Origin of the sequence: Burkholderia sp. Ac-20353 (genome assembly GCF_017104785.1) — a bacterium.
In the GTDB taxonomy this organism is placed as follows: Bacteria; Pseudomonadota; Gammaproteobacteria; order Burkholderiales; family Burkholderiaceae; genus Burkholderia.
Window position 1 is genome coordinate 67,559 of sequence record NZ_JAAGPL010000012.1, and the last position, 22,375, is coordinate 89,933.

Annotated in this window: 20 protein-coding genes; 7 read left to right on the top strand and 13 right to left on the bottom strand. The window is 61.1% G+C overall.

The genetic code is table 11. The annotated features are described in order from the left end of the window. Positions 1–45 precede the first annotated feature (45 nt). Positions 46–1,158, bottom strand: coding sequence for a glycerol dehydrogenase (locus tag G3N94_RS05940; RefSeq protein WP_205791171.1), 1,113 nt, complete (start codon positions 1,156–1,158; stop codon positions 46–48). 36 nt (positions 1,159–1,194) lie between these two features. Next, a complete protein-coding gene (locus tag G3N94_RS05945; protein ID WP_205791225.1) occupies positions 1,195–1,956 on the bottom strand; it encodes an SDR family NAD(P)-dependent oxidoreductase in 762 nt (253 codons plus the stop codon). A 281-nt stretch (positions 1,957–2,237) separates the two neighbouring features. On the opposite strand from G3N94_RS05945, the gene G3N94_RS05950 reads away from it, so the two are divergent. Continuing rightward, positions 2,238–3,308, top strand: coding sequence for a LacI family DNA-binding transcriptional regulator (locus G3N94_RS05950; RefSeq protein WP_205791172.1), 1,071 nt, complete (start codon positions 2,238–2,240; stop codon positions 3,306–3,308). A gap of 39 nt (positions 3,309–3,347) precedes the next feature. On the opposite strand, the gene G3N94_RS05955 is transcribed toward G3N94_RS05950, so the two are convergent. Further along, a complete protein-coding gene (locus G3N94_RS05955; protein WP_205791173.1) occupies positions 3,348–3,890 on the bottom strand; it encodes a 2,4'-dihydroxyacetophenone dioxygenase family protein in 543 nt (180 codons plus the stop codon). 357 nt (positions 3,891–4,247) lie between these two features. Here G3N94_RS05955 and G3N94_RS05960 point away from each other — a divergent pair, with 357 nt between their 5' ends. From G3N94_RS05960 to G3N94_RS05985, 6 genes are all read left to right on the top strand, one after another. Beyond that, positions 4,248–4,970: a TetR/AcrR family transcriptional regulator gene (locus tag G3N94_RS05960; RefSeq protein ID WP_205791174.1), complete on the top strand. Its 723-nt coding sequence runs from the start codon at positions 4,248–4,250 to the stop codon at positions 4,968–4,970. A 587-nt stretch (positions 4,971–5,557) separates the two neighbouring features. Beyond that, positions 5,558–6,028 (top strand): VOC family protein, encoded by a 471-nt coding sequence (locus tag G3N94_RS05965; protein ID WP_205791175.1) that lies wholly within the window; start codon positions 5,558–5,560, stop codon positions 6,026–6,028. A gap of 13 nt (positions 6,029–6,041) precedes the next feature. Then, positions 6,042–7,268, top strand: coding sequence for an FAD binding domain-containing protein (locus tag G3N94_RS05970; protein ID WP_205791176.1), 1,227 nt, complete (start codon positions 6,042–6,044; stop codon positions 7,266–7,268). Between the two features lie 124 nt (positions 7,269–7,392). Continuing rightward, positions 7,393–7,713, top strand: a complete 321-nt coding sequence (locus G3N94_RS05975; RefSeq protein ID WP_205791226.1) for a DUF485 domain-containing protein — start codon at positions 7,393–7,395, stop codon at positions 7,711–7,713. Then, positions 7,710–9,377: a cation acetate symporter gene (locus G3N94_RS05980; RefSeq protein ID WP_205791177.1), complete on the top strand. Its 1,668-nt coding sequence runs from the start codon at positions 7,710–7,712 to the stop codon at positions 9,375–9,377. Before G3N94_RS05975 ends, G3N94_RS05980 begins: the two co-directional genes overlap by 4 nt. 92 nt (positions 9,378–9,469) lie before the next feature. Beyond that, complete coding sequence (locus tag G3N94_RS05985) at positions 9,470–10,762, top strand: porin (RefSeq protein WP_205791178.1); 1,293 nt, start codon at positions 9,470–9,472, stop codon at positions 10,760–10,762. A gap of 186 nt (positions 10,763–10,948) precedes the next feature. Here the strand turns inward: G3N94_RS05985 and G3N94_RS05990 are convergent, their stop codons facing one another. The 10 genes from G3N94_RS05990 to G3N94_RS06035 form a co-directional block, all read right to left on the bottom strand. After that, the gene (locus G3N94_RS05990; protein ID WP_205791179.1) at positions 10,949–12,277 is read right to left on the bottom strand and encodes an MFS transporter; all 1,329 of its coding nucleotides are present in this window, start codon (positions 12,275–12,277) and stop codon (positions 10,949–10,951) included. A 122-nt stretch (positions 12,278–12,399) separates the two neighbouring features. Then, a complete protein-coding gene (locus G3N94_RS05995) occupies positions 12,400–13,290 on the bottom strand; it encodes a class II aldolase/adducin family protein (protein WP_277398510.1) in 891 nt (296 codons plus the stop codon). A 15-nt stretch (positions 13,291–13,305) separates the two neighbouring features. Further along, the gene (locus tag G3N94_RS06000; RefSeq protein WP_205791181.1) at positions 13,306–14,076 is read right to left on the bottom strand and encodes an enoyl-CoA hydratase-related protein; all 771 of its coding nucleotides are present in this window, start codon (positions 14,074–14,076) and stop codon (positions 13,306–13,308) included. Continuing rightward, complete coding sequence (locus tag G3N94_RS06005; protein ID WP_241021623.1) at positions 14,073–14,972, bottom strand: MaoC/PaaZ C-terminal domain-containing protein; 900 nt, start codon at positions 14,970–14,972, stop codon at positions 14,073–14,075. The genes G3N94_RS06000 and G3N94_RS06005 overlap by 4 nt, the downstream gene beginning before the upstream one ends. After that, on the bottom strand, positions 14,969–16,345 hold the full coding sequence (locus G3N94_RS06010; protein WP_205791182.1) for an MFS transporter: 1,377 nt from the start codon (positions 16,343–16,345) through the stop codon (positions 14,969–14,971). Before G3N94_RS06010 ends, G3N94_RS06005 begins: the two co-directional genes overlap by 4 nt. Before the next feature lie 136 nt (positions 16,346–16,481). Continuing rightward, positions 16,482–17,270, bottom strand: a complete 789-nt coding sequence (locus G3N94_RS06015; RefSeq protein ID WP_205791183.1) for a glucose 1-dehydrogenase — start codon at positions 17,268–17,270, stop codon at positions 16,482–16,484. Then, positions 17,267–18,955 (bottom strand): class I adenylate-forming enzyme family protein, encoded by a 1,689-nt coding sequence (locus G3N94_RS06020; protein ID WP_205791184.1) that lies wholly within the window; start codon positions 18,953–18,955, stop codon positions 17,267–17,269. The genes G3N94_RS06015 and G3N94_RS06020 overlap by 4 nt, the downstream gene beginning before the upstream one ends. Positions 18,956–19,021: 66 nt before the next feature. After that, the gene (locus G3N94_RS06025; protein ID WP_205791185.1) at positions 19,022–20,020 is read right to left on the bottom strand and encodes an NADPH:quinone oxidoreductase family protein; all 999 of its coding nucleotides are present in this window, start codon (positions 20,018–20,020) and stop codon (positions 19,022–19,024) included. Positions 20,021–20,870: 850 nt separating this feature from the next. After that, complete coding sequence (locus tag G3N94_RS06030) at positions 20,871–21,527, bottom strand: DsbA family protein (protein ID WP_205791186.1); 657 nt, start codon at positions 21,525–21,527, stop codon at positions 20,871–20,873. A 33-nt stretch (positions 21,528–21,560) separates the two neighbouring features. Continuing rightward, positions 21,561–22,274: a DsbA family oxidoreductase gene (locus G3N94_RS06035; RefSeq protein WP_205791187.1), complete on the bottom strand. Its 714-nt coding sequence runs from the start codon at positions 22,272–22,274 to the stop codon at positions 21,561–21,563. Positions 22,275–22,375: the final 101 nt, after the last annotated feature.

The window sequence follows — 22,375 nt, forward strand, 5'->3', positions numbered from 1 at the left end:
CCTCCGTGCTGCGATGGTGCATGCCGTGACATGCGATGATTGGAATTACGTGTTTTCGTGTGACAGCCGCGCTAGTCGACCGATCTGGTTTGCGCGGTTCAGTCCTTCCGCCAGGCGATCCGCCGTCAGCGCGGGCAACATGTTGCTGCTGTAGCGGGTTGCGAGCGTCGCGCCGACGACGATCGACATTTCGTCGGTCGTAAGCGGTGCGGACTGTCCGAGCTGATCGAAAGTGACGGGCAGGTGCACGGCAAGCAACAGCTCGAGCAGCGCGCGGACCTCGACGTCGCTGCGTTTCTCGATCAGCAACTGAACCAACGTACCGAATGCGACCAGTTCACCGTGCAGCGCCGCGGCCATCACGGGAATTGCCGTCAGCCCGCGGATCAGCGCATGCGCGAGGGAAAGTCCGCCGCTCTCGAAACCGATGCCGCTCAAGAGCACCGTCGCCTCGACCACGCGCTCCACGCTTTCATCGACCTGCCCTGCAGATACCGACCGATATGCGGTTGGTCCGAGTTCGACGAGCGTGTCATAGGTTGCATCGGCGAGCAGCAGCGCGGTATGCAGCGCCGGCGTGCCGAAGGAGTTCTTGCCGCCTGCACCGTGGCACTGGCGCGCCTCGAATTTCTTGCTGATGGCGTCACCGATCCCTGCCGAAAAGAAACGCGCGGGTGCTTGCGCGATGATCTTCGTATCGACGATGACGGCCGCCGGATTGCATGTCAGATACTCGACTCCGGTTACCTTATGCTGGTCGTCGTACAGCACGATAAGGCGACTGGTCGGCGAATCGTTCGAAGCCACGGTCGGGCAAATCACCACTGGCAACCCGAGGCTGGCCGCCACGCCCTTGGTGGAGTCGATGGTCTTTCCGCCGCCCAGGGCGACCATCACGTCGGGTTCCACGGGCCTTGCCTCGACAACAAGAGCGTCGATCGCGGATTTCGAGCATTCGCCCGGAAACGCGATGCGCCGATGAGCGAGCCCGGCATCGGCCAGCGCGCGCTCGGCAACCGGCCAGACCTTCTCACCGACGATCGCGTCGCATAGTGTCAACGGGCGCCGAAACCCCATCCTGCTGAGTTCACGCCCCAACTCGAGCAATGCATCCGGGCCTTGGACATACTGGCCCGGAAATCCCATCGTACGTAGCATCTCTGAATCCTCGCTTGTTGGACCGGGTTTGCCGCGTCAGGTCATCAGCCAGCCGCCGGCCACGTCGATCACCTGACCTGTCACGAAGCTCGCATCCATCGAAGTCAGGAACGCGCAGACGGCCGCGACTTCATCCGTGGTCCCAAGGCGACGCAGCGGGGTAGCGTTCACCACGGCCGAATTAGCGTCGCTGGAGACGGTACGAAGCAACGGCGTGTCGATGCGGCCGGGAGACAGGCCGTTGACTGTGATTCCGTGCGGCCCCAGCTCACCGGCAAGGTGACGGGTGAACGCGATGAGCGCGCCTTTCGTCGCACTGTAGTGAGCGCCGACGATGTCGAGATATGCCTTGCCGGCGACGGACGACATCATCACGATTCGGCCGAACTGGTTCTTCACCATCGCAGGCGACGCGACGCGGCAGAAATGGAACGCGCTGTTCAGGTTGACGTCGACGACACGCGCCCACTCGGATTGGTCCATCTCGAAGATGCGCTTCGGCGAGCCGTCGTGTTTCGGCGAGATGCCGGCATTCAACACCAGTGTATCGATCGATCCGAACGCGGCGGACACAGCGTCCACGGCACGCTCGCAGTCCTCGTACTTGCCGACTTCGGCGGCCACGAAGTGCACGTCGGCGCCATTTCGTTGCCACTGATCGACCTTCTCTCGCCCGAGCCGCTCGTCAAAGTCCACCACGCCAACGCGTGCGCCGGCGCTGATGTACCGCTCGACAATCGCCGAGCCGATACCGCCGACCCCGCCCGTCACCAACACAACTCGCCCTTGATGATTCATTTCGTCACCGTACTGTTTTGCACGCTGGCGGACTCGCTTCGCGGCGGTCCGCACAACCCATGTCGATCGCTGGAATCGGCTATGATTCCAGCATTATTGAAGCGCTTCATTTTTGTAATGAAACAAGCCACCCTGAAAAATCCTGAAACGATGGAGGTTCGATGTCTCACACAAATATGAAGCGCTTCAATTATTGGCTCAGCGTCAGCCCCTGTCGACGCACGTTTACCCGTAGGGCACAATGACTAATCCGGGTCTTCAACTTTGCAATAATTGCAGTCATGAAAGATTTCGACTCCCCCCGCCCAACCCTCGAGGATGTCGCGAGGCTCGCAGGAGTCTCGCTCGGCAGCGCGTCCCGCGCCCTCTCCGTGCCGGACCAGGTCAAGCCGAAGACGCTTGCCCTGGTCAAGCGCGCCGTGGAGCAACTCGGCTATGTGAGCAACGGCGCCGCGCGCGCGCTCGCTTCCAGGAAGACCCGGACGATCGGCGCGATCTATCCGACGATGCACAACCCGGCGTTCGTCCAGTCCCTCGATACGCTCCAGCGCACCCTGTGGGATTTCAATTACCAGGTCGTGCTTGCCAGCCACGAATACAACCCTGAACGGGAGTACGACGTCGTGAAGGCGGTGGTCGAGCGCGGCGTGGACGGTGTCGTCCTGGTCGGGACAGCGCACGAAGACCGGGTGTTCGACCTGATGCGCCAGCGACGTATCCCGCTCGTCCTGACTTGGGAAAACGACGAGCCGCGCTATGGCGAGTGCATCCACTTCGACAATCGGCAGGCGACCTACCTGATGACGAAGGAGGTCCTCAAACGAGGACATGAGCGCATCGCGACGATTTGCGGCTCTCTGGAACATAACAAGCGAGCGCGCCAGCGCGTGGCCGGCATAGCGGATGCAATGAAGGAAGCCGGACTCGAACTCGATCCGGACTGCGTGATCGAGGAGCCTTTTTCGATCGAAGGCGGACGCGACGGGGTACGCCGCGTCATCGCGATGGACAAGCGGCCGACCGTCCTGATCTGCCACACCGACCTTCAGGCGATCGGCGCATTGCACGAGTGCGGCGAGCACGGCATTCGCGTCCCGGAAGACATGTCGATCACCGGGATGGACGATATCGAGTTGGCAGCCATCATGAAGCCGCCTCTCACGACCATCCGTGTCCCGACGCGGGAAATCGGCGTCCTCGCCGCGCGACGCATCGTCGGCCTGGCAGAAAAGCGCACCTTCGACGACCCGCAAGCCGTCGCCGCGGAAATCGTGTTGCGCGACAGCCTCGGCGACGTTCCCGCCAGCGTCCGACGCCCAGCCACGCCTCGGCGCACACGCAAGCAGGCATGAGGAAAGCGCCGAATGGCGCTCTCCCCATAAACGACGACCTTATCGGATGAACTGCTCCACGTAGTCGGCGCCAAGACCGGCTTTTTCATAGTACCGCCGGGCGGCCTCGATCTTCGTGAATACGTCCTCGTAGCCGACTGCGACGCCTTGCGGGTCGACGTACGTATAACCGCCCGTTACGTGAAACCAGGTGATCATTTCGTCGACGCCTTCGGGCACGTAAAGCGTATGCGTTTCCCCGGCAGGCTCATAGGCATAACCTCCCTCCTCGGCCACCCAATCATGCTCCAGGTAGTACCAGCGTCCCTTCAGCACGATTGCGTGAACCGGGCCGGTATGCCGATGGCGCGAAAGAACGCCGGCCTGACGCACCCGCAGCAGATTCACGTAGTAACCCTGGCTTGCACAGAGCAGCAGCGGCTTGAACGAGACGGTCTGCGTCGTCGGCACCCACAGATTGTCGTCTTCCAGCCATTTGCCCAGGACGCCGGGGTGAACGATATCCGGAGACATGAAAGGGACCTGCGGCAATGCGTACGGGACAGCGAGTTCGTCGGGTTTGCGTTCGAGCGTAGTGGACATCGTTGAGCTCCGGGTGAACATCGAGACGGTAGTGAGGGACGCTTCATTCAGCCAAATATGAAGCGCTTCATATTTAGAGCGCCAATCTTGTTTCGGAAGCGCTTGGGTTGTCAGTATATTTGAAGCGCTTCATATTTTCAAACACTCATGAACCGAACGACCGTGAAGGCCGCGCCGGTCGTCGATCGGCGCCCCTCCGGCGCCCGGGAATCGGGCGCCCTGCGCCGTGCGGACGTCCAGCTAACGTGTATCGATCGTCCCCCGCCGGTTGGGCAGCCCCAGCGGCTTTCCAGCGATGGCCCAAGTTGCTATTTGTCGACCGATAGATAACAATGACAGCGGATCAGGAGCCCAATCATGCCAAAGCCCAAGCGCGTCAGTTCCGTCACCCCCGCTCACCCGGAGCCGGTGAAGCACGCGAGTTCGACGGTCGGGCGGCGCCTTGCTCCCGAGGAACGCGAACAGCAGATCGTGGACAAGGCGATCGAGCATTTCGCAACGCACGGCTTTTCTGGCAGCACGCGCGAACTGGCCCGCGAGATTGGCGTCACGCAGCCCCTGCTGTATCGTTATTTCCCGAGCAAGGATGCCCTCATCGATCGCGTATACAGCGAAATCTACAAGTGGGACCCCACCTGGGAAAAGCAGATCTCGGACCGCACGATTCCGCTGCAGGAGCGCCTGTCAGGATTCTATCGGTCGTATGCACACACCATTCTCCAGCGAGAATGGATACGCACCTTCATCTTCGCAGGCCTCAGTCGAGAAGGCATCAACACGAAATATCTGACGAAGCTGCGCGAGCGCGTCTTTTTGCCGGTTTTGCGTGAGCTGCGCAGTGCCTATGACATTCCCGACCCGGCGAGTAAGGCTCAGCTCGACGCCGAGATCGAGCTGATCTGGAATCTCCATGCGAGCATTTTTTATATCGGTGTTCGAATGTGGGTATACGGGTTGCCCGTACCGGAAGACGTCGATACGCTGGTCGATCGACAGGTCGACGTGTTCCTGAACGGAACGCCGGCAACGCTGAAAAAGATGCGTGCGCCGTCACGCGCGTCGCGCCGCAAGTCCGCATAGGTTTCACCCAATCCGCAATCAACTTCTCCGTACTCGTTTGCCTGCGCCGCGGTCGGATCGCTCGCCCTCGATGTGCGATCAGCGAATCTGTCAGGGCGTGCACGCAAGACGCTTGATCCGCTCGACGCTCAGTGCCGCCGTGCTCCACCGCTCCGGATTCTGAACGCTTTCCGCTGCTGTCTGTGCCGCTTCTGATCATTGCTTCCAGAAGTATCCTTTCGCCAGATGTTCTCGTCTGCTGGCATCGGCCGACGATCGTGCAGCATGCTGCCACCATCGTTCGATGTGCGTCACGCACGCCATGCCTGACATACAGGGTGGCGCAATCACCGATCACGGCGGGACAGGTTCTCGCCACCCGGTCGACAGTCCATCGGACAGAGTCGAACGCTCGAACTTCGTGTCGCTGGTGGCAAGTCATCACACATCCGGCCCATCGCACTGGGTTGGACCAAGACCCATAGCCTGTCACCTGTTCACTCCCCATAACGGGTAAACACCGACGCACATCTCGCTCTACGAAAAATCGACTCGCCCTATAATTTATCAAACGATAACTTATCGATTGATAAATTAAGGAAGCGCAAATGACCATCACCAAGCTTGCCCACTACTCGATCCGTACAACCGATCTGGAGAAGTCGAGGCAGTTCTATACGCAGGTTCTCGGCTTCCGCGAGGGCTTCCGTCCCCCGTTCAATTTTCCGGGCATCTGGCTCTATAACGGCGATGACGAATCCGAGTTCGGCGTCGTCCACATCATCGGCATCGACCCGAACGACCCGGAAGGGCTGATTGCCTATCTCGGCGACAAGGACCTACCGCAAACGGGCACGGGCACCGTCGACCACATCGCGTTTCTCGCGACCGGCCTCGAACAATTCTGGACGAAGCTGCGCGATGCCGGCTACGCGTGGCGCGACCGTACGGTCCCGAGTCTCGGCCTGCATCAAGTGTTCGTCGAGGATCCGTCGGGCGTGACCATCGAAGTGAATTTCCCGGCAGACGAGGCAATCGCACTCAAGCAAGCCACGCCGGCGGCCACCACGGAAAAGTAAGGAGGAGTCCAAAATGCAACGCAACCACACCGATAGCCGCAAGGCTTTCATCGTCGGCGGCTCGCTCGGCGGACTTTTCGCGGCAAACCTGCTGCTTCGAAGCGGTTGGAACGTTACCGTTCTCGAGCGCTCGCCCGATGAACTCTCGGGGCGCGGCGCCGGCATCGTCACGCATCCCGAACTGTTCGATGCGTTGACTGCGGCCGGCGTCGTGGTCAATGAAGACATCGGCGTCACGGTGCACAGCCGGATCACGCTGAATGCGGACGGCAGTTCAGCTGGCACGTGTCCGTTGACGCAGACCCTCACGGCGTGGAGCAAGATGTTTCACGTCCTGCGCTCCGCACTGCCCGACACGTGCTACCGATCGGGCGCCATCGTCGAGGACGTCGTCAGCTTCGAAGGCCACGCCGAAGTCAAACTGTCCGATGGCGACACGCTGCAGGCTGACCTCGTCGTCGCGGCCGACGGGTTTCGCTCGGCGATCCGCCAGAAATTCCTGCCCGATGTGCCCTTGCAGTATGCCGGCTACATTGCGTGGCGCGGACTGGTCGACGAACGCGACTTGTCCCCGCAAACATGGGACACCCTCTTCGACAAGTTCGGTTTCTGCCTTCCGTCCGGCGAGCAAATGCTCGGCTATCCGGTCGCGGGCCCGGGCAACAGCACGCAGCCCGGAGAACGCCGCTACAACTTCGTGTGGTACCGGCCAACCGACGAAACGGTCGCGTTGCGTGATCTGCTGACCGACGCGACGGGCAAATACCACGCGAACGGCATTCCGCCGCACCTGATTCGCGCCGATGTCCTCGCCGACATGCGCGACGCGGCACACGGCCTCCTGTCTCCGGAATTTTCGGAAGTTGTAGCCAAGACGAAGCAGCCGCTGTTCCAGCCGATCTACGACCTAGAGGCAACGCGACTCGTATTTGATCGCGTCGTACTGCTCGGCGATGCCGCCTTCGTCGCTCGTCCGCATTGCGGCATGGGTGTCACCAAAGCGGCTGGAGACGCGATGCAACTTGCGCGCTCGTTGGCCACAAGCGCCAGCATCGGCGACGCGCTCGCGGATTACGAGCATCAGCGCCTGCAGTTCGGCACGGCGATCGTCGAACATGCCCGCCACCTCGGTGCATACATGCAGGCACAAATGAAAAGCCAGATCGAGCGCGACATGGCCGAGAAGTACCGGACTCCCGAAGCAGTCATGCGGGAAACAGCGGTCGCCCCGCAACTTTGATGCAAACGTGCGGATTGGCTAACCGGCCGTCAGAGCCGGTACCGCCGCATCGAAACGATTAGCCACCACCTGGAGGAAGACGATGACAAACGCGACGGCGTATTCGAGTGCTGCTCAGCCCTCGATGCCGAGACAAGGACCGGCAACGGCACCGGCGATTCTCGCCGACATTCGGTTTCGTCAGCTCGTACGGAGCCGGCGCCGGTTTTCATGGACGTTGACCGTGAGCATGCTCGCGGCCTACTTCGCATTCATTCTGCTGATCGCGCTCGCGCCACGCGTATTGGGCACGCCGATCGTTGCAGGCCATCCGACCACATGGGGCATTCCGATCGGCGTCGGCATGCTCGGGTTCACGTTCGCCCTGGTCGCGATATACGTGCACCGTGCCAATACGGTTTTTGACGCCGCACTCGACGCCATTCGTCGCAAGGAGCAATCATGAAGATCGTCAAAATGCTGCCGTGCGTCGCGGTGTTTCCGTCGGCCTTAGCATGGGCTAGCCCGGCCATCAGCGGCCCGGTCTCGACGGCGTCGCATCAGACGCGCAATCCGATCGCCATCGCGATGTTCATCGCATTCGTCATGGCGACACTGGTGATCACGCGTTGGGCTGCCGGCAAGAACAACGGGGTCGCCGATCACTATGCGGCCGGCGGCAAGATTACCGGCCGTCAGAACGGTTGGGCAATCGCCGGCGACTACATGTCGGCCGCATCGCTGCTCGGCATCTCATCGCTGGTATTTTCCAAAGGCTACGACGGGCTCATCTATTCTGTCGGCTTCCTCGCGAGCTGGCCGATCATCCTCGCACTGATCGCAGAGCCACTGCGCAATCTCGGACGATTCACCTTTGCTGACGTCGTATCGTACCGCCTTCAGCAGCGCCCGGTCAGAACGTTCTCCGCGATCAGCTCACTCGTCATCGTGCTGCTGTATCTCGTGTCACAGATGATCGGTGCCGGCAAGCTCGTTCAACTGCTCTTCGGCATTCACTATCTTCCGGCCGTAATCATCGTCGGCGTGCTGATGGTCGTCTACGTGTTCTTCGGCGGGATGCTCGCTACGACGTGGATCCAGATCATCAAGGCTGTCTTGCTGCTCTCGGGATGCGCATTCATGGCGTTCATGGTGTTGCGTCATTTCACCTTCAACCCGGACGCCCTCTTCGCAGCCGCCGTGCAGGCACACCCGGGACACGATGCGATCATGAGCCCGGGCGGGCTGATTCATGATCCGGTTTCAGCCGTATCGCTCGGCCTGGCATTGATATTCGGTACCGCCGGACTTCCGCACATCCTGATGCGCTTCTTTACCGTTGCCGATGTGAAGGAGGCACGCAAGAGCATTCTTCATGCAACCGGCATCGTCGGCATCGGCTATGCGTTGATCGTGATCATCGGCTTCGGCACCATCGCGCTCGTGTCGTCCGACCCGACCTACCACGACGGCCAGGGCGCGCTGATCGGCGGTGTGAACATGGTCGCTATCCATCTGGCGCATGCGGTCGGTGGCGACCTCTTCCTGGGATTCATCTGCGCGGTCACGTTCTCGACCATTCTGGCGGTCGTGTCGGGGCTCACGCTGGCGGGTGCATCGGCAGTGTCCCACGACCTGTATGCGAATGCGTTTCGGCAAGGACGCGCAACCGAGAAGGAAGAGCTGAACGTTTCGCGCATCACGACCCTCGTGTTGGGCGTACTCGCGACCTTGCTGGCGATCGCATTCGAAAACCAGTACATCGCGTTCGTCGTCAGCCTGGTCTTTTCGATTGCCGCGAGTTCGACATTTCCCGTGCTGCTGCTGTCGATCTACTGGCGCGGCCTCACGACACGAGGCGCTGTAATGGGCGGCATGCTGGGGTTGCTGACCGCGGTCGTCCTGACCATTCTCAGCCCGACGGTCTGGGTCCAGGTTCTCGGTCACAGCCACGCAGTCTATCCGTATGAATACCCCGCCCTGTTCTCGATCATCGCTGCTTTTTCCGGCATCTGGCTGTTCTCCGTGACCGACCGTTCGGCGAACGGGAACCGCGAACGCGCCATGTTCGACGATCAACTCGTGGTATGCGAGACAGGCTCGCCCTCGCCCATCCCCGCAAATCACTGACGCACGTTCAGCGGAGCGCTTATGCGGCGGAATCACTGCTCTGCGCTCCGTTGCTTGACCATAAAAGACAACATCGACATTAGGAGATCCGGATGACGTCCTCGACTTCTCGCCCTCGAAACAAGGGCAACAGCCTGAAAAAAACGCCGCCCCCCATCAAGACGGCAACAGCGCTCTCGGTACTCGCCGCCATGGGCGTCACGCCGATGGCATTCGCTCAAAGCAGCGTATCCTTTTACGGCATCATTGATCCAGCACTCGTCTACGTAAGCAATGCGCAAACCAACAAGGCCGGTGGCGTGCTCCACGGCGCCCATCAGTTTTCGATGCAAGACGCATCGACTTCGGCGTACATCGGCAGCCGATTCGGCTTTCGTGGCGTTGAAGATCTGGGCGGCGGAACGAACGCGATCTTCACGCTGGAGAACGGCTTCAACGTTACAAATGGTGCGCTCGGTCAGGGTGGTCTGCTATTCGGTCGCCAGGCATTCGTTGGCCTGTCGAACGGACGGATCGGCTCGATCACGGCCGGGCGGCAATACTCGTCGTTCGCAGATTATCTGTTCCCTTTGACACCGGTCAGCCAATGGGGCGGCTTCATCACCGCACATCCGGATGACATCGACAATCTCGGGTTGACCGTCCGCCAGAACAACGCACTGAAAATCTCTTCACCGATCTGGAACGGCTTCTCCGCCAACGCGATGTATGCCTTTGGTGGAGTTGCCGGAAGCATGTCCACGAATCAGGTCGTGTCGGTCGGCGCCGGATATACAGGCGGCCCGCTCAAGGTCGGCATCGGATACCTGAGCGCGTTTGACCCGAACATCTCGATGTGGGGCGGACAGCCCAATGCCGGCGGCGTCACCGCCAACAATATCGGATCGCTCGGGTCCGCGACGACGCCGGAAAAGAACCCCGTCATCGCCGGTTACGCGTCCGCGCATCGCGAGGAGGTGTTCGGTGCCGGGGCAGCCTATACGCTCGGTCGTACGACGCTCGGCGTGCTCTATACCAATACGCGTTTTGTCGGCCTTGGCTCGGCCTCCGGTCCGAATCCGCTCGGATATCAGGGTAGCGCCGCGTTCAACACGATTGAACTGAGCGCTTCCTGCCGGGTCTTGCCGGAAACCTCTGTCTCGGCATCGTATGCGTACACGACAACGAGCGGTCCGAATACAAACAAAGCCCACTACAATCAAGTGAACGCCGGTGTTCACTACTTTCTGTCAAAGCGCACCGACGTCTATATGGTCGGCGCGTATCAACGGGCATCCGGCGTAGACTCACTCGGACAGACGGCAGTCGCTTCCGTCAACGGAATGACACCGTCGTCCACGCGTCAGCAATTCGTCGATACGGTTGGTATCACCCACCGGTTCTGAGATCGATCGGCCAGTTCAGAGAACTACGAGCATCCCGCTTCGGCATAATGAAGCGGGATGTATCTGATCCGAATGCAGTGCGACCAGACTTCGAGCTATCCCCAATGCGGCAACGTTATCCGTGAAGCGTTCGGGGCGGTTTGCAGCTCAATCAACCGATTCCGAGGCACCGACAGGACGCGTCGATCAGACTGGCGGAGCGCCTTCGATGCCGACCTCACGATGGCCTGATGGCTCGTTCTCGCTGCCGCGCCCGATCCGCCTGCTCATCCGGAGCAGAACGACGAGCCCCACCGCACCGACTGCGGCAATCAGCAGCAAGCCGGCGCTATAGCTCCCCGTCCTGTCGCGAATGACGCCCATCAAAACGGATTGCACGAACCCGGACAGATTGCCGATCGAACTGATCATTGCAATGCCGGCAGCACCTACGGTCGACCGCGTTAGAAGGTTCGGCAAGGTCCAGAAGACCGGCAGCGCCGACATCAGACCGAGCGCGGAAACGGAGAAGGCGACGATCTTTGCGATCGGCGATGGGACAAACACTGCCGCTATCAGACCGGCGACAGCCAGCCCCAGCGCGATGAGAGCATGGCCGCGGCGCTCCTGATGGCGATCGGAACTGCGCCCCCACAGCACCATCCCAACGGCGCCGATCAGGAACGGAGCAGCAGTCGCGAAACCGGTCTGGATGATGCTCAGGTGCGCCTCCTTCATGATTTGCGGCAGAAAGAACGCCAACCCGTATGAAATGCCGGCCAGGCAGAAGTAGATATACGCGAGCCCCCACAGCTTCGCGTCTCGGAGAATCGGCAGGATGCTTTCATGCCGATGCCCGCCCCCATGCGCCCGCTCGGCGGCGAGTGTCGTGACCAGCCAGCGCTTCTCCTCGTCGCTCAACCACTCGGCACCCTCGGGTTTGTCGCGTAGCACCTTGAACACCACCAGTGACAGGACCAGCGCGGGCATCGCCTCGACGATGAACATCGTCTGCCAGCTCTTGAGTCCCCAAAAACCGGAACCGTTGATCAGAAACGCGGATACCGGCGCCCCGATGACGCTTGCCATTGGTATCGCCACCATGAACGTGCCGACGTAAGTCGCTCGCCAGCGACTCGGCACCCAGAGCGTCAGGAAGAAGATGATGCCGGGGAAGAAGCCGGCCTCCGCGGCGCCCAGCAGCAATCGAACGGCATACAGGCTCATCTCGCCCTGGACAAGCGCCATGGCCGCCGAGAGGATTCCCCAGGTGAACATGATGCGGGCGATCCAGCGACGGGCACCGAAGCGTTGCAATGCAATATTGGAAGGAATCTCGAACGCGAAATACGTGATGAAGAACAGTCCCGCGCCGAGCCCGAACGCGGCATTGGACAATCCTAGATCCTGATTCATCGTCAGCGCGGCATAGCCGACATTGACGCGGTCAAGATGGGAAACGACATAGCAGACAAGCAGCAACGGCAAGAATCGCCGCAAGACCTTGCTCATGCAACGTTGATCGACGGCATCCATGTCTCTTCCATCCTTCGCATATGTTGCCGCCGGGCACGGGCGATACCGGCTTCGACTGTACGAGCCGGGTATCGCCCTGCCGGGCAGCTTGTTGTGGTGGGCGTTCGAATGCGTCCGTCGGATCAACTGTCGTAACGAGGCAGCTCGCGTTCCACAAGCCTGACGGCGGCGTCGAACCCGACCTGCTGATAGCTCTGCACTCCTCCGGTATCGATCGCGTCATCCGCGATATCGAGCTTCGCGAACTGGTCGGACGTATGCTTGCGCACGACTTCCGGCGGATAGATCAGTTTGCTGCCGCCTGCCAGGGCTGCAATTTGGGCCTGGCACGCGCGCTCCAGGTAATAGATGACGGTCCACGCGTCCGCTACCGTATTGCCTGCCGCCAGAAGCCCATGGTTGCGGAGAATCATCGCCTTGTTATCGCCGAGATCGGAGACCAATCGGGCACGCTCGTCCGCGTCCGATGCGATGCCTTCGTAGTTGTGGTACGAGAGTCGTCCGTAGAATTTCAACGCATGCTGGCTGATCGGCAGCAGCCCCTCCTCCTGTGCAGAAACGGCAATCCCGGCTGCCGTGTGGGTATGGATTACACAGGCGACGTCATGTCGCGCCATGTGCACGGCCGAATGGATCATGAAGCCCGCCTTGTTCACACGTTGACGCCGGTCGGACCGTGCGTCCACGATGTTGCCGTCCATGTCGATCTTGACCAGACTGGACGCCGTGATCTCATGAAACATCTGGCCGTACGGGTTGATCAGAAAGTGGTGTGCGTCCGTACCGGGAACGCGTGCGCTGATATGGGTGTAAATGTGGTCGGTCATCCGGTGATACGCGATCACCCGGTACAGCGCTGCGAGTTCGCAGCGAATCTTCCATTCCGTGTCACTGTATTCGTATGCCATCGTTGTCTCCTTTTGATTGTCCTGACATGCTCGAAACGTATGCGCATGAACGGGCGTCAGTGCAACGCCCGCCCCTTCCGACGATGATGCGTGTCGCGCTCTCAAGCGACACGGGCAAGGTCACTCGCCTCGCCAGACCGGTGAGCGCTTGCCGATGAATGCGTCGACTCCTTCCTTCGCATCGCGACTGGACCAGAGGCGGCTAATCGCCGGATGTGCCCAAAGCGCCGGATTTGCAACGCCGGCCATCACGGGGGTTTGGCCGACAACCTCGATCGTGGCGGCAATCGCAACCGGTGAACATTCGAGAATCGACGTCGCGTAGCGCATCGCCGCATCCATGAGCCGATCCGGCGGTACGACTTCGTTTACGAGCCCGAAGCGCAGCGCGGTTTCCGCGTCGATCGACGCACCAGTCAGCAGCATCTGCATCGCGAACTTCACCGGAATATGCTGCGCGAGGCGCTGCAGGCCGCCTTCGATCGCAGCGAGACCGACTCTCGGCTCGGGAAGGGCAAAACGCGCGGTATCCGCGGCAACGGCAAGGTCGCATGCGAGAAGAATCTCCACGCCGCCGCCTAGCGCAACGCCGTTGACCGCCGCGATGACAGGCTTGCGCCGCTGAAAGCGCCGGCTGAGCCCCGCGAATCCGGAAAGCGGTTTCTTCGCCGGGTCGAGATCGTCCTTGATGTCGCTGCCCGCACAGAACGCTTGGGGCCCCCGTCCGGTAACGACGGCCACCCGTAGCGATGCGTCTGCTTCGAAGCCGTCGAAGATCCGCGCGAGCTCGTGATGCGCATCGACATTCAGTGCATTCCGGAAATCAGGACGATCGATGGTGACTACGAGTACCTGATTGCGGACTTCGCATGTAGTAAACCGGAGTGTCATGAGCCCATTCCCGCGTCGATCCTGAAGTACCCGTCGTCGATGACGACCGCATTGCGCAACGGGGCACGTACCCGGAACCGAACAGCGGCCGGTTGTGATTGCCATAAGTCGAGCATCAGGTCGTCGCCCGGATAGACGGGGGCGGTAAAGCGAACGCGCATCTCGCGCACCGAGCCCGGATCGTTTCCTGCGATCGCCCGGACGAGTGCATGCCCGGCCATCCCGAACGAACACAGGCCGTGCAGGATCGGGCGTTCGTATCCCATCGTGGCAGCGACGGCCGGATCGACGTGCAGCGGGTTGTCATCGCCGCTTAGGCGATAGATCAACGCCGTATTCGGCGCGACGCGGAGTGGAATCTTTCGATGCGCGTCCTCGGTGGGCATCGGTTCTCTCTCCACGCGCGGGAACGCAGGCCCGCCCCACCCGCCGTCGCTTCGACAGAGCTCGGTGCTCGTGACCGATGCGATCGGCGTGCCGGTATCCGCGTCGATGATGTCACGGGACGTCGTCAACACGGCACCCCGGTCCGGCCCGCGGTCGTAAAGCCCGACGACGCGCGTCCGCCCGACAACCGTTCCTTCGGCACGGATCGGTCGATGAACGACCAGTTTCTGTTCGACGTGCAGCACGGCGCGCCAGTCGATTCCCGTTTCGGGCCGGCGAATCCAGAAACCCGGGTAGCCGAGCACGACGGCCATGGTCGGCAACGCGCTCAACGCCTCTTCGTAGACGTATGGGAGATCGTCGGTATCGTGCGGGACTGTGCCGGCTCCGACGCCCAGCGCATAGAGAATCGTGTCCCGCTTCGTATACCGATGCGGCACATCTGCGAATGTCCAGTTCGCCAAGGCGGCGTGGTCGATAGCCAATTCACTCCTCCGTTCTCGTGTCATCGCAGGGAATTGATCGTGGCGCCGATCTCTGGCGCGGCGTCGCGCCCCGATATGTCCGCATGTCCTCCGTCGCTGTCGGCAACCGCGATATTCTCGAGATACGTTTCGCGGGCAGCGGCGACGGCTATCAGCGAAAGCAGCCCGCCGATCATGATGTAGAGCGCCAGCGGCCACGACGCACCGCTCGACGCGAACAATGCTGCCGCGACAAACGGGACGGGCCCGCTCGTGATCAGGCCGCCGACTTGATATCCGATTGCGGACCCCGTGTAACGCAGGCGCGTTTCAAATTGCTCCGGCATGAAGCTCGCAATCGGGCTGTAGGTACTGGCATGCAGAAGGGGCAGCGCCAGCATCAACGCCAGAAAGACGAATACCGGCTTGCCGCTGTCGATCAGCCAGAAGAACGGATAGGCCGACAGGACAACGAGCAGCGAGCCGACCAGCAGCACCGGGCGACGCCCGTACCGGTCGGCCAGCAATGCGAACAGCGGAATCGTGAAGATCTGCACGAACGAGGCCGCACAGATCGCGCCCAATACGATGTCTCTGGAAATTCCCGTGCGTTCGGGCGCGTAACGGAGGATGAACACCGTCGCCAGGTAGAACAGGATGTTCGGCGACGCGATCGCAAAGATCGTCACGAGCAGCGGCCTGGGCGCGGTTCGGACCACGTCGACGACGGGAAAGCGCGCTTCCTGCTTGTGCTCCCTCACCGCGGCGAACGCAGGCGTTTCCTCGATCTTCATGCGGATATAGAGGCCGAGCAGCACCAGCACCGCGCTGCCGATGAAGGGCACGCGCCAGCCCCAGCTCATCATGTCGTCGGCGGGGAGTTTCTGGACCAGGTAGAAGGATGCCGTCGCCAGCACGAGCCCGGCCGGAATCCCGCACTGCGGCCAGCTTCCGTAGAACGCCCGTTTGCGCGGCGGCGCATGCTCGACCGCCATCAGCACCGCACCGCTCCACTCCCCGCCGATCGCGATGCCCTGCAGGATGCGAAAGAACACCAGCAGCACCGGTGCCAGGATTCCCACCTGGTGATAGGTGGGCAGCAGGCCGACCATGGCCGTGGATACCCCCACGATCGACAGGCTGATCACGAGCATCGCCTTGCGTCCGAGCCGATCGCCGAAGTGCCCGAAAATGATCCCGCCCAACGGCCTGGCGACGAATGCCGCACCGAATGCCGCGAATGACGCCAGTGTGCCGGTCAGCGCATTCAGGTTCGGGAAGAAGATCTTGTTAAAAACGAGTGCGGCGGCCGTACCAAACAGGAAGAAATCGAAGTATTCGATCAGTGTGCCGATGAAGCTGGCTACCGCGACCTTGATGATGCCGGTACGCGTCGAGATTCCGTTCGAGCTGCGCATGCTTGTCTCCAATGGTGTTCTTCATGGCTCACGGGCAGCCATGCGCAGCGGTACCGCTTGCTGGCATCGCGACACGCGAACCCGGTTTGCCGATCGGTGCTTGAGCCGACGGCATTTGCTCCGGCCAGTGGCAAATTCACCTCACGGTCAGTCCGCCATCGACGACGATCGCCGTGCCATGGATGAAATCGGCACCAGGCCCGCACAGGAAGAGCGCGACGCGAGCGATATCCTCCGGCCGCCCCAGGCGCCCTGCGGGTACGCGCTTGAGTGCCCGCACGCGTGCCGAATCCTCGTCGTCGAGCACGGCGCGGGTCATCGCCGTGTCGATCATGCCGGGGCAGATCGCATTCACGCGGATGCCGAACCGGCCATAGTCGCTGGAAAGCTGCCGCGTGAAGCCGAGCACCGCATGCTTGCTCGACGTGTAGGCCGCGCCGCCCGCGCCCGCCTTGAGTCCGGCAATCGAAGCCATGTTGACGATCACGCCCGCCTGGCGTCGGATCATGTGCGGCAACACGGCATTCGTGATGCGATACAGCGACTTGACGTTGACGTCGAAGACCCGATCCCAACGCGCTTCGTCCGTCTCGAGGCTGTCCCTGAAATCGTCGAGCACGCCGGCTGTGTTGCACAGGATGTCGACGTTCTCGAACGCCTCGATCGCCGATGCCACGACGCGATGGATATCGTCGACGACGGTCAGGTTCGCGTTCACGCAAAGCAGTCGCCCTGCGCGTGATTCGACGGTCGACATGCGCTCAAGGCCGTTGCGGTCGATATCGACCGCAACCACACGTGCGCCCGCCGCCAGAAACAAGTCGACCTGGGCACGACCGATTCCGGATGCGGCACCTGTAATCAGCGCGACCTTTCCGGCGAGATCGACCATTGCAGCCGGGTGCTCGGAATGGATTCCGTTCATGCCGACACCTCGCGAATCCCGTTCCAGCGCACCGGCTGAGGCACGAGCCGCCCGCCCCTCACCTGGGCCGACAGTTCGCGCTTGAGGATCTTCCCGCTTGCGGTCAGCGGGAAATCGTCGACGCAGATGAAGTACTCCGGCATGTCGTATTTCGACAGTCCGGCTTCGAACAGGTGAACGAGGATGTCGTAAGCATCGACCGGGTCCCCGTCAGACGCGATGATGCCGAGGCACACCTTCTCGCCGAGGCGTTCGTCGTCGACCGGAAATGCGGCTGCCTTTACGACGCGCGCATGTCTCAACGCAAGCCCCTCGATCTCCGCCGGGTAGATGTTGTGACCGCCACGGATGATCAGATCCTTCGACCGTCCCGCGATCTCCAGGTCTCCGCGCTCGTTGAATCGGCCGAGGTCGCCACTCATGAACCAGCCGCCGGCATTAAACGACGCCTGGGTCGCCGCCGTATTGTTGAAATAGCCGAGCATGAGCGACGCGCCTCGCCCGCCGATTTCGCCGATTTCTCCCGGTTCGGCTTCGACATCGCGGTCGTCCGCACGGAAGACCCGGAGCTCGTAGCACGAATTCCCGCGCCCCACGGTTTGTCCGACCGTCCGAATCAGCGTGTCGATATCGTCGGTCGGGACCGTCGACGTATGCGAACCGTTCTCGGTCATGCCGTACGTGTTCTGAGGCTTGATGCCCCGTGCCGCGAGACGACGTGCAAGCTCGGCCGGAATGGCAGTGCCGGACAGATAGAAGACGCTGACGTCACCCAGCCGGTCGAGTCCACGTGCGTCCAGCTCGCGGAGGATGTCGATCGCGTGTGTCGGCACGCCCATCAGGTAGCCAGCCTCCGACGCGATGATCCGGTCGAGCGGATGTTCGCCCTTTCGCAAGTCGTTCACGACGAACTCGCATCCGCACGCGAGGCACTGCTCCAGCCCGACCGTCGCCAGGTGATGGCTGAGCGGCCCTAGGCAGTACATGATCAGATCCTGCATATGCCCCCAATCGGCCACCATCGCCCGCCCATTCGCCAGCAACGTGTTGTCACTGTGCATGACGGCCTTGGGCTGCCCGGTCGTTCCCGACGTGAATGCGAGATAGATCACCTTGTCGGGATTGTCGTTGACCGGCTGCTGCGTCACCGGCGGTTCGCTGGTCGGGAACGCGCGCAGGTGCTCGTCCGTCGTCCCGTCCCGATGCGGAAATGCATAGACGCGTCGCACGCTACCGATCGACCCGATATGCGCGAAGATATCTTTCACGTTCGAGTCGGCGCCATATCCGATCTGTCCCACGAATGCCGCAACCGAACAACGGTCGAGCAGCGACAGCACCTCGTCGACCGTGTGATTCTGATGCAACGACAGCGTACAGATGTAGCCGTTGCGTGAACAGGCAAGCATCAGCACCACGCATTCGACGCGATTCGGAAGCCATCCGGCCACGCGGTCTCCGGTCCGCACACCTGCATCGTGAAGGTCGGCCGCCACGGCGTCTGCCCAACGCGTGAGTTCTCGCCATGTCAACCGCTCGCGCGAATCGCGCAACGCATAGCTTGCCGGCCGCGCGTCGGCATGCTTTCGAGCCATTGTGTACAACGTATCGTTTTGCCACACGCCTCGAGCGTAGTATTCGCGCGCAAGCATCGGATCATGCAGTGTCAGCATGTTCGAACGCATTTCCGTCTCCAGATCTAGTTTTGTTTTTCCGAATCGATCGGCGTCGATTCGCCGTTCCGAATGAAATCAGGCGGGGCTTCTGACGTTGACGACGACCTTGCCGCGCACATCGCCGTTCCGGACGAGCGTCATCGCTTCCGCAGCTTCCTCGAACGCGAATGCGCGCATGACGACGGGACGCACGCAGCCGGCACGCCAGAGCCCGAAAATGCTTTCCTGCGCTGCACGCACCTTCTCAGGTGCGCGATCGCGGTAGTCGCTCCATTGCAGGCCGGCCACCGAGATGTTCTTGAGCAGCAGATAGTTGACCTTCACCGAAGGGATATCGCCCGCGACGAACCCGATGACGACCACGCGACCACACCAGGCGGTCGCTCGAATGGCCCCGTGGAAGAACTCGCCGCCGAGCGGGTCAAGGATGACGTCCGCACCGCGCCCGTCCGTGACGGCATAAACCTGTTCGCGCACACTGTCGCGTAGATTGCCGTTGGACAAGTCGATCACGTGATGAGCGCCGGATTCGAGGACGACCTTTCTTTCCGCATCGCTCCGGACGGCCGCGATAACAGTCGCGCCAAGGCCGACCGCAAGCTGGACGGCCGCGAGGCCGACACCACCGGCGGCTCCACCGACCAGCACCGTCTCCCCGGTCTTGTACTGGCCACGCTCGATCAGCGCAAACCACGCCGTCTGATAGACGAGCCCCATGGCCGCCGCCGCCTGATACGCCATCTCGTCCGGTACGCGGAATGACTGCGAGGCGGTGGCAAGCGCCTGCTCCGCAAGCGCGCCGAATTCGATTTGCGACATCACTCGATCGCCCGGGAGGTATTCGGTGACGTCCGGGCCGATGGCCCGCACCACACCGGCAAAATCCTTTCCCGGTGCGAACGGACGTTGCGGTAACAACTGATACGTGCCGGCAACCGTGAGAATGTCCGGAAAGTTGATACCCGCAGCCTCCACATCCACCAGGATCTGTCCGGGACCCGGTATCAGGTCCGGCACGTCCTCGAGACGCATCGTCGACGGTTCGCCGTGTTCGTATACTTGATAGCTACGCATGAATCGACCTTTGTTGAAATGAGAAAGGCGTGTGCACTTCAGCCCGCTTCTTCGTCGCACAGGTACGTTGACGTCTTTCTTCGTTCGGAATGGATCATCCGCAAGTCAGCTCTGGCTGAATCCCGCCGGTCACATGCTTCCTCTTACGGACCGCCATTCGTCGCCAGACGAGCGCCGTCAATCCCGCGTGCCGGAAGCACGCCACGATTACCGTAATCGGCTACGGAGCGGCACTTCAGTAACTCCGCATGCATCAGACAGTCGACGGGCATGCCTGCATCTGATTCGCAAGTACCATGCCAAACGGAAAGGTCATGAATTCCTTAATGAATTCATCGACTTCGACATGGGTGCTACGTCAGGGCGTTTGTCTTCCGGGTGTGCACGCCGTGGACCTTCAAACACACAGTGTGTTTTTCCGGACGACACTCGCGCGCTGCGCGAGACCATGTCCGGCATCAAGGGCGTGCGTTCGACGAGGCGCACCGCGTTCAGGGAGGTGCGCGTGGGGGGCATCACAGACGTGACGGTAATCAGGCAGGCGATCACGTCCGCCGACAGGTGAATCAAGCCCTGTGCGCCGAACGACCTCTGATATCGTAACGATCACGCGCAAGGCGGTAATCGGAAAATCGATTCATTGACAAATTCCGCTCATCGAGACGTCGGACGAACATCCATCTGCTCGTCCGACTAGCCCATAAGAAATGGCGCGAGAATCAGTCGATTGCGCCCGCCTGGACGGTGTCGGCCACACCAGAGACCTGGCCGTCGTTCCGCGTCTTGCGATGGTCGTCGAAGCGTTTTTTTCGTGAATTGGCTTGTACTTCAATGACCATCCGATACTGCGTTACTCCGCTTTTTCGGGAGCGACTTCGTCGCGCAGAAGCTCGCGGAACAGGTCTGGCTTTCCGAACACGTGCCCAAGATGAAGCTTGCGAAGCACACCGCCCTTCTCTATGGCGAGGGTCGGATATCCTTGGCCTCGCAGCTTCTCAAGCAATGCCTGCGACTCGTAAAAATGCTCGTCCAAGTTCTCGCTGGCATGATCGAAAGCCTGTTCGAATTTTGACGAGTCGAGACCGATTTCCGCCGCGGCACGGATGATCTCGTCACGATTCGCGATCGGCCGCCCTTCGACGTAGTATGCGATCTGCAATCTTTTCAACATCGCCAGCCCCGTTTTTCCGACCTTTTCCGCCGCGATCATTGCTGCAGTAGGCGGCCCCGAATCCAGCAGAATGTCATAGTCGAACTGCGCCTTTCCCGTGTAAGCCTCGCCAAACTTCTGGCCGCTGAGCGCGGTGATTCGCTCTTCGTGCGGACGAATGAACGCTCGCCAATCGGCGGACATCATTTGGGCGCGATCGCCGGCCAGCATCCCCCCAGAGTCGGGAACAATTTCTACGCCGTCAGTTTCGGCTGCAACCGTCAACAGCGGCGCCAGGCCGTAACACCAGCCACGAAACGGGTCATAGACGTAGTGCAGCTTGATAGTCTTGTCCATTTCAATTCTCGATATTGATCAGGTTCGTTCCGCCTATCCACCAAATTTGCACGTGCCACCGCTGCAACCGTCGGCCTCGCCAAGTTCCTCGTCGTCGGAAGTAACGGTCTGAATCTCAGCGCTCATTACCTCTTTCAGCACACGGGCCGGTTGAGCACCGTGGATCGTCGCGCCGCCGATCGTGAACAACGGGACACCGCGAACACCCGCTGACTGCGCGTCGACCTCCTTGGCCAGGACATCATCTTCCCCTCGACGGCTGAGGAGAAATTCCCGAACCTCATCGGCGTCGAATCCGACTTCGTGCGCGACGTTGACCAGCACGTCGACCTCCCCGATGTTCTCGCCTCGTGTGAAGTAAGCCGCGAAGATCGCCTCGAACAGATCGTCGGTTCGTTTCGGGTCGCCCTTTCCTTGAGCGAAATCCATCAAGCGATGCGCACGGAATGTGTTCGGCGTAATCGCGACCTTGTCATAGTTGAAGTCGATCCCGATCGCCTTCCCCGCCGCCGCTACCTGCGCGTCCATTTGCAACGAGCGGTTCCAGCTCCCGAACTTCCTGGTGCGATACTCCTTTCTGTCCACACCGGTCGACGGCATAGACGGATTGAGTTCGTAGGGCAGATAGGAGATTTCCGGTTCGGTGGCTTCGGCAACGTCCGTCAGCGCCAACGCAAGATTTCGGTGACCGATCCAGCACCACGGGCAAATGAAGTCGTATGTGATCTTTACAGACAGTCGTTTCATGACTTTTCCTCAATTGTTGCGACCACTCTAGGTTAGACGTTGACCGGCACTCTTAGAACGGTAGCGGGACGCAACGGGCCGTTGCATCCCGCGCAAACCGC

Bases quoted from the DNA above. Each gene is read 5' to 3' on its own strand.
- G3N94_RS05940 (WP_205791171.1), bottom strand. From the start codon at position 1,158: ATGCTACGTACGATGGGATTTCCGGGCCAGTATGTCCAAGGCCCGGAT.
- G3N94_RS05945 (WP_205791225.1), bottom strand. From the start codon at position 1,956: ATGAATCATCAAGGGCGAGTTGTGTTGGTGACGGGCGGGGTCGGCGGT.
- G3N94_RS05950 (WP_205791172.1), top strand. From the start codon at position 2,238: ATGAAAGATTTCGACTCCCCCCGCCCAACCCTCGAGGATGTCGCGAGG.
- G3N94_RS05955 (WP_205791173.1), bottom strand. From the start codon at position 3,890: ATGTCCACTACGCTCGAACGCAAACCCGACGAACTCGCTGTCCCGTAC.
- G3N94_RS05960 (WP_205791174.1), top strand. From the start codon at position 4,248: ATGCCAAAGCCCAAGCGCGTCAGTTCCGTCACCCCCGCTCACCCGGAG.
- G3N94_RS05965 (WP_205791175.1), top strand. From the start codon at position 5,558: ATGACCATCACCAAGCTTGCCCACTACTCGATCCGTACAACCGATCTG.
- G3N94_RS05970 (WP_205791176.1), top strand. From the start codon at position 6,042: ATGCAACGCAACCACACCGATAGCCGCAAGGCTTTCATCGTCGGCGGC.
- G3N94_RS05975 (WP_205791226.1), top strand. From the start codon at position 7,393: ATGCCGAGACAAGGACCGGCAACGGCACCGGCGATTCTCGCCGACATT.
- G3N94_RS05980 (WP_205791177.1), top strand. From the start codon at position 7,710: ATGAAGATCGTCAAAATGCTGCCGTGCGTCGCGGTGTTTCCGTCGGCC.
- G3N94_RS05985 (WP_205791178.1), top strand. From the start codon at position 9,470: ATGACGTCCTCGACTTCTCGCCCTCGAAACAAGGGCAACAGCCTGAAA.
- G3N94_RS05990 (WP_205791179.1), bottom strand. From the start codon at position 12,277: ATGGATGCCGTCGATCAACGTTGCATGAGCAAGGTCTTGCGGCGATTC.
- G3N94_RS06000 (WP_205791181.1), bottom strand. From the start codon at position 14,076: ATGACACTCCGGTTTACTACATGCGAAGTCCGCAATCAGGTACTCGTA.
- G3N94_RS06005 (WP_241021623.1), bottom strand. From the start codon at position 14,972: ATGACACGAGAACGGAGGAGTGAATTGGCTATCGACCACGCCGCCTTG.
- G3N94_RS06010 (WP_205791182.1), bottom strand. From the start codon at position 16,345: ATGCGCAGCTCGAACGGAATCTCGACGCGTACCGGCATCATCAAGGTC.
- G3N94_RS06015 (WP_205791183.1), bottom strand. From the start codon at position 17,270: ATGAACGGAATCCATTCCGAGCACCCGGCTGCAATGGTCGATCTCGCC.
- G3N94_RS06020 (WP_205791184.1), bottom strand. From the start codon at position 18,955: ATGCGTTCGAACATGCTGACACTGCATGATCCGATGCTTGCGCGCGAA.
- G3N94_RS06025 (WP_205791185.1), bottom strand. From the start codon at position 20,020: ATGCGTAGCTATCAAGTATACGAACACGGCGAACCGTCGACGATGCGT.
- G3N94_RS06030 (WP_205791186.1), bottom strand. From the start codon at position 21,527: ATGGACAAGACTATCAAGCTGCACTACGTCTATGACCCGTTTCGTGGC.
- G3N94_RS06035 (WP_205791187.1), bottom strand. From the start codon at position 22,274: ATGAAACGACTGTCTGTAAAGATCACATACGACTTCATTTGCCCGTGG.